We start from the raw sequence: 10260 nt of genomic DNA on the forward strand, positions 1-10260 counted from the left end.
GCCCGCGGCCCCTGGCGCCTCCACGAGCCACGCGGCGGCCTCCCCCCATGGAGGGGAAGCGCGCGATCCGGCTGGGGCGCGGGCGGCGCGGTACCGATGACGTCCCCGTGGCCGAACCAGAGACCCAGCTCCGTGGTGGGCCCGCGCCCGCGACCGGCGGGCTGCTGCTCGCCTGCGTCGGGGCGCTGGCGGCCTACGCCACCGGGGCGTTCGGGCGCCCGCCCGGCACCGCGGTCACGGTCGTCTACGACCTCGTCCTCTACACCGCCGTGTACCTGCTGGGCGGGGCGGTCTGCCGGCGGACCGGGCGACGTCGCGGGCCGGATCGGCTGATCTGGAACGCCCTCGCCGTGGCGTTCGCAGCCACCGCGACCAGCACGCTCCTCTACTCGCTCGTGTTCGTCCCCCTGCTCGGTGACGTCCCGACGTGGTTGCTGCTGACCCTCTGGGCACCGGCCTACCCGGCGATGGGCGTGGCCCTGGTGGGAGTGGTCCGGTCCCGGGTCACCGCGACGCACCCGAGCATGTGGTTCGACGCGCTGACCGGGGCGTGCGGTGCGGTCATCTTCGCCGTCACCCTGCTGCCGTCGATCGCGGCTGGCCCGGCCGACGGCCCGTTCGCCGTCGTGCGGCTGTACCCGCTCACCGACACCCTGCTCCTGGCCGCCGTGTCGGCCGTGTGCGCCGTCATGGGGTTCCGGCGCGACTGGCCGTTGGTGCTGCTGGTCGCCGGTCTGCTGTGCACCCTCACCGCGGACGCCCTCTACGTGCAGCAGGCGGTGCGCGGGGAGCTCACCCCGGGCAGCACCCTGACCCTGGTCTGGTTGTCCGGTGCGGTCTTCGCCGCCGTCGCCGCGCACGTCGCGGGACGCGCACGCCGGATCCAGCCCGCGGACGTCGATCCGATCGCACGGCTGAGCTGGCGGGTGGCCTTCGTCCCCCTCGGGTCGAGCGTGATGAGCGTCGGGGTGCTCGTCTCCACGTGGGGATCGGGCGCCCTGGGCGTCGCCGGCTGGGCCGCCGTCACCTGCCTGCTGGCGATCCTCGCGCGCACGGCCATGTCGGTCCAGGAGCTGCGGGGGCTGCACGACATCCGCGAGCAGGCACGCACCGACGAGCTGACCGGGCTGCCCAACCGCCGGGAGCTGCTCGAGCGCGCGCGGACCGCCCTGCGGTCGGGCACGAGCCGGCCGGTGGCCCTGCTGCTGCTCGACCTGGACGGGTTCAAGGAGGTCAACGACAGCCTGGGGCACGCCGCGGGTGACGACCTGCTGCGCATGGTCGGTCCCCGCCTGTGGCCGGAGCTGGGCCCCGGCGAGCTGCTGGCACGGCTGGGCGGGGACGAGTTCGCCGTCCTGCTGCCGGGCTGCGGCCTGGACGACGCCGTCGCCCGCGCCGACCGGCTGCGGGCCTGGGTGCTCGAGCCGTTCGTCGTCGACGGGATCCGGTTGCACGTCGGGGTCAGCATCGGCATCGCCACCGGCCCGGTCCCGGCCGCCACGGTGACCGAGCTGCTGCGCTGCGCCGACGTGGCGATGTACGCGGCCAAGAACGCCCGCGACGGCGTGCGCTCGTACGTCCCCGACCCGGCCAGCGGCTCCGGAGACCGGCTCCGGACCATGGAGGACCTCCGCACCGCCCTGGACGAGGGGCATCTCGTGGTCCACCTGCAGCCCCAGGTCTCCCTCGGCAGCGGGGACGTCGTGGGCGTCGAGGCGCTGGTGCGGTGGCAGCACCCGGTGCGCGGTCTGCTCTCCCCGGCCGTGGTGCTGCCCGCCGCCGAGCAGGCCGGCCTGATGCGGCCGCTGACCGACACGGTCCTCGGCCTCGCCCTGGCGGCCGCCACCCGCTGGTGGCCGGACCGGGCGGTGCCCGTGTCGGTGAACCTGTCGGCGGCCAACGTCACCGATCCCGACCTGCCGGCCACCGTGTCCGACCTGCTCCGGGCGCACGGCCTGCCGGCCCGGGCGCTCACCCTCGAGCTCGTCGAGGACACCCTCATGGCCGATCCCGATCGGGGCCGCACGGTGCTGGGCGAGCTGCGCCGGCTGGGCATCCGGACCTCGATCGACGACTACGGCACCGGCTACAGCTCACTGGCCTACCTGCGGCACCTCCCGGCCGACGAGCTCAAGCTCGACCGCAGCCTGACCCACGACGTGGGCCGCGACGACCGGGCAGCGGCCATCGTCCGGCACACCGTGGCCCTGGCCCACGACCTGGGGCTGAGCCTGGTGGCCGAGGGCGTGGAGGACGACGAGACAGCCGCCGTGCTCGCCGGTCTGGGCTGCGACATCGCGCAGGGCTGGGCCGTCGCGCGGCCGATGCCGGTCGAGGACTTCCTCGGCTGGCTGTCCGCCCGCACCCGGACGGGCAGCACCCGGCCGGCGCTCCCCGCGCCTCGTATGCCGGGGGAACGGACCCGAGCGTGAATGCGCGCGTCGAACCGGGCTTCACGGCGCCCGCAGCCGTCGGTGTGCCAAGGTGCGCGCGTGCGCGCTGACCGAGCCGAGCAGACGGGAACCGGCTGGTCGGAGGCGATGTGGCGGCTGGTGGTCGCCGCCACCTTCGCCTGCACGGCGGTCTTCGCCCTGGGCGTGTGGCAGCCGCCGGGGACGCCGGCGGCGGACCTCGTCGACTCCGGTGCGCTCGCCGTCACGGCCCCGCTGCTGGCGGTCGCGGTCTGCCTCGGGGCGGCGCGGCGGGTACCCGCGGAGCGGTTCGTCTGGTGGGCCGCGGGCGCCGCCTGGATCTGCAACCTGGCCGGCGACCTCACCCACCGGCTGCTGCTCGCGGGGAACCCGGACCCGCCGTTCCCGTCGGCCGCGGACGTGTTCTGGCTCGCCTCGTACCCGGCGCTGTTCGCCACCCCGCTGCTGATGGTGCACGCCCGGCTGGCCCGCCCCCGGCCCGGCACCTGGCTCGATGGCCTGGTCGGGGCCCTCGGCGCCACCGCGGTCGCCGTCGCGGTCCTCGACCCGAGCGTCGGGGCCCCGGGCATGTCGGACCTCGGTGTGGCCGTGAACCTCGCCTACCCCGTCGCCGACGTGCTGCTGCTGGCGCTCGTAGGTGCGGTGCTGGCGATGATCGGGCACCGGGCCGACCTGGTCCTCACCACCGTCTGCCTCATCGTGGCCGTGAAGTTCGCCGGTGACCTCCTCCTGGCCCAGGCGCAGGCGGCCGGCGGGTATGTCCCGGGCGGCCCGCTGGACCTGCTCTGGATGGTCAACGCCAGCCTGACCGCTGCGGGTGCGTGGCTGACCAAGCCCCGCCGGCGCGACCCGGACCTGCTGGAGCAGCATCTCCGGTGGCGGTCGCTCACGATCCCCCTGGCCTGCGCGGTGGGCTCGCTCGTCGTGCTCGGCGCCCAGTGGGGTGACGGCCGCACCGGCCCCGGCGAGATCTGCGCCCTGGCCTGCCTGGCCGCCTTCCTCGTGCGCAGCACGGTGACCTTCGCGGAGGGCCGGGCCCTGCACGAGGCCCGCCGCCAGGCGGGTACCGACGACCTGACCGGGCTGCCCAACCGCCGGGCCCTGATGCGACGCCTGGAGGCCGACCTCGCCACCGACCGGCCCACCGGGCTGCTGCTCGACCTCGACGGCTTCAAGGCGGTCAACGACGGCCTGGGGCACGAGGCCGGGGACGAGTTGCTGCGCCGGCTGGCCGAGCGGCTGCGGGCGGCGCTACGGCCCACCGACCTGGTCGCGCGTCTCGGAGGCGATGAGTTCGTGGTGGTGCTCGATGCCACGGATCCCGACGCCGCCCCCGAGTGCGCCGAGCGGCTGGCCGAGGTGGTGCGCCTCCCCGTGACCGTCGTCGGCGTGCCGGTGCAGGTGGGAGTCAGCATCGGCCTCGCGCTCGCCTCCCGGGACGCCACCGACCCCGCCGCGCTGCTGCGCTGCGCGGACGCGGCCATGTACGCCGCGAAGGGTGCCGGCGGCGGGGTGCGGCGGTACCTCCCCGACGCACGGGACCAGGTGCCGGCACCCCGGTCCCCGGCCACGTCGCCGGCCGCCGGGGCCGACGTCGCACCCGCCGGCTGAGCGGTCAGCCGGCGGAGACCGGCTGCCGGCTGCCGACCGGCCCCGGCGTCAGGGTGACCGGGGACAGCCGCAGCCACCGCGGGAGCGCCCGGCAGGCCTGCGGCTCCCCGTGCAGGACCAGGTCGCCGGAGCGGAGCGCCTCTGCCCACCCGACTTCGCCCCGCCACACGCGGGTCAGCGTCCGCAGGTCGGCCTGCACCGTCGCCCGCACCGGGAAACCGGGGTCCACGTCGCAGACGTCCACCCCGTCTGCGGCGATCACCAGCCACCAGCGGCGCGCGGCCGTGAGCTCGGGGAAGAAGAAGACGATCACCGTCCGGCCGTCCGGCACCGCCTCGGTGTCCACGTTGCGGTGAATGTCCCACAGCAGCAGGTGCGGGTCCAGGTCGGCGTCACCCAGTTCGGGGATCCAGCGGATGCCCCAACGGCCCAGCGCCTCCACGATCGGCCCGAGCTCCTGACCGGATTCGCTGAGCCGGTAGGTCACCCGGTTGCCGTCTTCCCAGCGCTCTACCACGCCGGCGCGGACCAGCGTGTGGAGCCGCTTGGACAGCAGCGCCGGCGACATCCGGGGAAGGCCCCTGCGGAGGGCGTTGAAGTGCCGGCTGCCCAGGAGCAGCTCTCGGACGACGAGGAGCGTCCACCGCTCGTCGAGCAGCTCCATGGCCTTGGCCACCGGGCAGAACTGGCCGTAATGCGAGGGCATGTAAGCCCCTCCCGACGTCCCCGTGCGGCTTGAACGGTAGGGCCGCGAGCGGCTCACCGGAAGTGCGGACCCGACGGTGGTACAGACCCGGTACCGGAGGAGTTCAGATCCAGCACTGGGGCCGGTGGGGCCGACGGCGGGACGGTGACGTGGTCACCACCCCGCACCCTCAGGAGTCCGTCATGACCACCACCGTCCCCACGCCCACCGCCACCGCTGCGACCACCCCGGCGGGCACCGGCCCCACGCTGGCCGACACGGCCCCCGCGGTGCTCTCGCTGATCGCCGGCTACGTCGGCCACCGGACCGTCGCCATCGGGCTGCGTTCGGGTCTCCTGCACCGGATCGCCGACCACCCGGGGGCCACCGCCGACGAGCTCGCCGAGGGGCTCGGCCTCGACGGGTTCTACGTCTCCGTCTGGTGCCGCGCCGCCGTGGGCGCCGGGATCCTCGAGCGCTCCGCGGCCGGCTTCCGGCTGGCGCCGCACATGGCGACCCTCCTGCTCGACCCCGGCTCCCCGGCGTACGTCGGCGGGGTCTTCGGGGTCCTGGAGGCGCGCGAGGTCTTCGGGCGCTTCGAGGAGACCCTGGCCACCGGCGAGCGCATGTGGTGGGAGGACACGAGCCCCGAGTGGATCGCCGCGGTCTCGGGCACCGGGACGCCGTTCTACACCCGGCTGGTCCCCGGCGGGCTCGACCGCGTCCCCGGCGTCGCGGACGCGCTGGCGGCCGGCTGCCGGGTCGTCGACACCGCCTGTGGCGCGGGCGTCGGCGTCGTGCGGCTGGCCACCACCTACCCGCGCTGCACCGTGGTCGGCGTGGACGGCGACCGGCACTCGCTCGACCGCGCGCGGGCTCGCGTCGAGGAGGCCGGCCTGGGCGACCGGGTCGAGCTGGTGCACAGCGCCCTCGAGGACATGGCGATCGAGCCCCCCGCGCGCGTCGTCGTCAACAACATCTCGATGCACGAGTGCCGCGACATCGACCGGGTGACCGAGAACGTGTCGGCCGCCCTGGAGCCGGGCGGCTGGTTCGTCGTCTCCGACTTCCCGTTCCCCGACACGGACGAGGGCCTGCGCACCGTCCCCGGCCGGATCATGAGCGGCATCCAGTTCTTCGAGGCGCAGATCGACGACCAGCTGCTCCCCCGGAAGGCCTACGACGAGCTGCTGACCCGCCACGGGTTCACCGACCTCGGGTCGGTCCAGCTGACGCCGATGCACGCGCTCACCTGGGGCCGCCGTCCGGCGGAGCGCTGACTGCCCGGTCCGGTGACCGCCTCCGGTCCGGTGACCGCCTCCGGCCCGGAGGCGGTCACCGGTCCGTTCAGCGCAGCTGCGGCGCCACCTCGGCTGCCACCAGGTCCAGGTGGTCGAGATCGGCGAGGTCGAGCACCTGCAGGTACACCCGCTCGGCGCCGGCCTCGGCGTACCGGCCCAGCACGTCGGCGGCCTCGGCCGGTGTGCCGGCGACGCCGTGCTCGCGCAGCTCCTCCACATCGCGGCCGATGGCCGCCGCGCGGCGGGCGAGCTCGGCCTCGTCGCGGCCGACGCAGAGCACCAGCGCGGAGCTGTACACCAGGGACGACGGATCGCGGCCCACCTCGTCGCAGGCCTCGCGGACGCCGGCGAACAGCCGGGCGTTGTCCGCAGCGGACATGAACGGCACGTTGAACTCGCTCGCGTACCGGGCCGCCAGCCGCGGGGTCCGCCGCGTGCCGCGGCCACCGACGAGCACCGGGATGCCGCCGTCCTGCACCGGCTTGGGCAGGGCCGGGGAGCCCGAGAGCTGGTAGTGCCGCCCGGCGAAGTCGAACGTCTCCCCCACCGGCGTGCCCCAGAGGCCGGTGACGACCGCGAGCTGCTCCTCGTACCGGTCGAAGCGCTCCCCCAGCGGCGGGAACGGGATGCCGTACGCGCTGTGCTCGGCCTCGAACCAGCCCGAGCCGATGCCCAGCTCGGCCCGGCCCCCGCTCATCTGGTCGACCTGCGCGACCGAGATCGCCAGCGGGCCGGGCAGGCGGAACGTGCCGGCGGTCATCAGCGTGCCGAGGCGGATCCGGCTCGTCTCGCGCGCCAGCCCGGCGAGGGTGATCCAGGCGTCGGTGGGGCCGGGCAGGCCGTCCCCACCCATGGTCAGGTAGTGGTCGGACCGGAAGAAGGCGTCGAAGCCGGTGTCCTCCGTGCGCCGGGCGACGGCCAGCAGGTCGTCGTAGGTGGCGCCCATCTGCGGTTCGGTGAAGATGCGCAACTGCACCGCCGGACCGTAACCAGACCTCCACCGCGTCGCTCGCCCACCTCCGTTCTCGGGGTGTGGGTATCGGTCGGACCGGGCAGGATGACCGCCAGACGATCAACTCGGAGGTGCAGCTCGTGTTCCGCAAGAAGACGCGCGGCGAGATCATCAGCGCGGAAGTGCAGGAGGGCCTGTCCCACCTGGGGACGGCGGTGACCGAGGCAGGTCGCGCCGCCGCAGATCAACTGGCCCCACACGTGGAGGCGGCCCAGCGGGCCGTGGCCCCCAAGATGGCTGCTGCGGTGGCAGCGGCCGCGCCGGCCGTCGCGTCGGCGCGTGACACCCTCGGCCCGCGGGTGGATGCCGCCCGTGACGCCCTGACCCCGCGGGTGGCGGCAGCCCGGGAGGCCGCCGCACCCCGGCTCACGGCGGCACAGCTGGCCGCCGCGCGGGCCGCGGCCGACTTCGGCCCCCGGGTGGAGGCGGCGCGCGGGGCGGCCCAGCGGGCCCTCGCCGAGGACGTCGCGCCCCGGCTGACCGCGGCGCAGGCCGCGGCGCTGGCCTACACCACGCCACGGGTCACCGCTGCCCGCGACGTGGTGACACCGGCCCTGGAGAGCGCCCGTGGCACGCTCCTCGCCGGGGTGGACAGCGCCCGCAGCGAGCTCGACGCCCGGCGCGCCGAGCTGGCCGCCGCGGCCGCCGAGTCGTCCCGGAAGACGCGGAAGACGGCGAAGAAGGCGCGCAAGAAGGCCGGCAAGAAGCGCCGCGAGTTCGAGAAGGCCGCCCTGGCCACCGCGACGACCGTCAAGCGGCGGACCGGGGTGCAGTCGGAGCCGAAGCGCTGGCCCTGGGTGTTCGCCGTGCTCGCCCTGGGTACGGCCGCGTTCGTCCTGCTGCGGCGCAAGAAGGCCGACGCGTGGACGCCCGCACCTGCCGGTGACGGCCCGGTGCCCAGCTACCGAGAGGACCCCGTGCCCAGCTCCGACAGCAACTCCGGGAAGACCGTCTCCACCGCGTCGCAGACCACCGACTCGGCGCCGCCCGAGTCCGACATGGGCGTCCGCGACGCGCAGCTGGTGGAGGGCGACGGCCCCGACACCGCGACGGAGAACGGCAGCGACGCGCCGAAGCCGTTCACCTCGGGCGGCGGCTCCGACCAGGGTCCGACCGCCGGCCCCGACGACAAGCAGGTCTGACCGCCCGACGACGGTCCACCGCCGCAGCCCCCGCCGCCTCGCGCGACGGGGGCTGCGGCGTCTTCGCGAGTACCGTGGGGATCATGAGCGAGGCGCCGCCGACGATCCCGGAACCGACAACCACCGAGGACTCCCGGATCGAGCCCGCCGGCCGGAAGCTGCTGCGCCTCGAGGTGCGCAACAGCCAGGTCCCGATCGAGCGCAAGCCCGAGTGGATCAAGACCCGGCTCAAGACCGGGCCCGAGTACACCGAGCTGAAGTCGCTGGTCCGCCGCGAGGGTTTGCACACGGTCTGCGAGGAGGCCGGCTGCCCCAACATCTACGAGTGCTGGGAGGACCGGGAGGCGACGTTCCTCATCGGTGGCGACCAGTGCACCCGGCGGTGCGACTTCTGCCAGATCGACACCGGCAAGCCGGCCGAGTTCGACGCCGACGAGCCGCGCCGGGTGGCCGAGAGCGTGGCGACCATGGGGCTGAAGTACGCCACCGTCACCGGCGTCGCCCGCGACGACCTGCCCGACGGCGGTGCGTGGCTGTACGCCGAGACGGTCCGGCAGATCCACGCCGCGCTGCCCGGCTGCGGTGTCGAGCTGCTGATCCCCGACTTCAACGCCGACCCCGACCAGCTCGCCGAGGTGTTCTCCTCCCGGCCGGAGGTGCTCGCGCACAACGTGGAGACCGTGCCGCGGATCTTCAAGCGCATCCGTCCCGGCTTCCGCTTCGAGCGCTCGCTGGCGGTCATCACCGCGGCGCGCGAGGCCGGGCTGGTCACCAAGTCCAACCTGATCCTCGGCATGGGCGAAGAGCCGCACGAGGTCGTCGAGACGATGCAGGCGCTGCACGACGCCGGCTGTGACCTGCTGACCATCACCCAGTACCTGCGCCCCTCGCCGCGCCACCACCCCGTCGTCCGCTGGGTCAAGCCCGACGAGTTCGTGCAGTTCCAGGCCGACGCCGAGGCCATCGGCTTCCCGGGCGTGCTGGCCGGGCCCCTCGTGCGCAGCTCCTACCGCGCCGGCCGGCTCTACCAGCAGGCGGTCGAGGCCCGGGGGCTCACTCGCCAGGCCTGACTCGGCAGATCCGGTCGGTGGGTGCCGGGGCGCGGCGCCGCGCGCCCCTATCCTGGGGTCATGGCACGCAGCAAGTCCTCTGACCCCACCGCCCCGGGCGGCAGCGCCGGGCGCACCCCGAAGGACGGTGGCCGGAGCTCGGGTGCCTCGGCCGCCGGCTCGGGCAAGGCGGGCAAGACCCCCAAGCTGGACAAGAACGGCCAGCCGAAGGTCGGCCGCTTCAAGAAGATGCGCAGCCAGGGCAGCATGCTCAAGCAGGCCTACACCCTGACGCGGCGCAACGACCCGAAGCTGCCGTGGATCATGCTGATCTGGTTCGTCGCGGTCGCGGCCGTGGTCGAGCTGATCGGCATCCTGCTGAGCGCGCCGTTCCTGTTCATCCCGCTGGCCCTGCTCTTCGGTGGCCTGGCGGCGCTCATCGTCTTCGGCCGTCGGGCCCAGCGATCGGCCTACACCCAGGTCGAGGGCCAGCCGGGTGCGGCTGCCTGGGTGCTGGAGGGCATGCGCGGCGACTGGCGGGTCACCTCCGGTGTCGCCGGCACCCCGCAGCTGGACGCGGTGCACCGGGTGCTCGGCCGGCCGGGGATCGTGCTCGTCGGCGAGGGTTCGCCGACCCGGGTGCGCGGCCTGATCGCGCAGGAGAAGAAGAAGATCGCCCGCGTCGTCGGTGACACCCCGATCTACGACGTCACCATCGGCGACGCCGAGGGTCAGGTGCCGCTGAAGAAGCTCAGCACCCACGTGATGAAGCTGCCGCGCAACCTCAGCGCCGCCGAGGTCAACGCCCTGGGCCGGCGGATGAGCGCGCTGGGCGGGCCTCGCATGCCGGTTCCCGGTGGCCCGCTCCCGGGTGGCCGCCAGATGTCGGTCAGCCAGCGCCAGGTCCGCCGCCGCTGATCCGCACGCCGCAGCGGGGGCCCCCCCCCCCCCGCCCCGGCCCCCCCCCCTACCGCGCCACCCACCCCCACAAAACCCACTGTAATGATATGGGTAACGGAAAGTTGCCC

Annotated in this window: 8 protein-coding genes; 6 read left to right on the forward strand and 2 right to left on the reverse strand. The window is 74.6% G+C overall.

Going from position 1 to position 10260, the window contains the following annotated elements; genetic code table 11:
• Window positions 1-107 precede the first annotated feature (107 nt).
• Together ACI79S_RS14590 and ACI79S_RS14595 are read left to right on the forward strand one after the other, a co-directional pair.
• Window positions 108-2432 (forward strand): putative bifunctional diguanylate cyclase/phosphodiesterase, encoded by a 2325-nt coding sequence (locus ACI79S_RS14590; protein ID WP_456594165.1) that lies wholly within the window; start codon window positions 108-110, stop codon window positions 2430-2432.
• 60 nt (window positions 2433-2492) lie between these two features.
• Window positions 2493-4043 (forward strand): diguanylate cyclase domain-containing protein, encoded by a 1551-nt coding sequence (locus tag ACI79S_RS14595; protein ID WP_456594166.1) that lies wholly within the window; start codon window positions 2493-2495, stop codon window positions 4041-4043.
• A 4-nt stretch (window positions 4044-4047) separates the two neighbouring features.
• Here ACI79S_RS14595 and ACI79S_RS14600 read toward each other — a convergent pair whose 3' ends face one another.
• Window positions 4048-4749 (reverse strand): winged helix-turn-helix transcriptional regulator, encoded by a 702-nt coding sequence (locus ACI79S_RS14600; protein WP_456594167.1) that lies wholly within the window; start codon window positions 4747-4749, stop codon window positions 4048-4050.
• 182 nt (window positions 4750-4931) lie between these two features.
• On the opposite strand from ACI79S_RS14600, the gene ACI79S_RS14605 reads away from it, so the two are divergent.
• Entirely contained in the window at window positions 4932-6008 is a 1077-nt protein-coding gene (locus ACI79S_RS14605; protein WP_456594168.1) for a class I SAM-dependent methyltransferase, read from the forward strand.
• A 67-nt stretch (window positions 6009-6075) separates the two neighbouring features.
• Here the strand turns inward: ACI79S_RS14605 and ACI79S_RS14610 are convergent, their stop codons facing one another.
• Entirely contained in the window at window positions 6076-7005 is a 930-nt protein-coding gene (locus tag ACI79S_RS14610; RefSeq protein ID WP_456594169.1) for an LLM class F420-dependent oxidoreductase, read from the reverse strand.
• A gap of 116 nt (window positions 7006-7121) precedes the next feature.
• On the opposite strand from ACI79S_RS14610, the gene ACI79S_RS14615 reads away from it, so the two are divergent.
• From ACI79S_RS14615 to ACI79S_RS14625, 3 genes are all read left to right on the forward strand, one after another.
• The gene (locus ACI79S_RS14615) at window positions 7122-8183 is read left to right on the forward strand and encodes a hypothetical protein (protein WP_456594170.1); all 1062 of its coding nucleotides are present in this window, start codon (window positions 7122-7124) and stop codon (window positions 8181-8183) included.
• An 83-nt stretch (window positions 8184-8266) separates the two neighbouring features.
• Window positions 8267-9253, forward strand: a complete 987-nt coding sequence (gene lipA, locus ACI79S_RS14620) for a lipoyl synthase (RefSeq protein WP_456594171.1) — start codon at window positions 8267-8269, stop codon at window positions 9251-9253.
• A 60-nt stretch (window positions 9254-9313) separates the two neighbouring features.
• Window positions 9314-10150: a DUF4191 domain-containing protein gene (locus ACI79S_RS14625; RefSeq protein WP_456594172.1), complete on the forward strand. Its 837-nt coding sequence runs from the start codon at window positions 9314-9316 to the stop codon at window positions 10148-10150.
• Window positions 10151-10260 lie beyond the last annotated feature (110 nt).

It is taken from the genome of Blastococcus sp. SYSU DS1024, assembly GCF_054050795.1.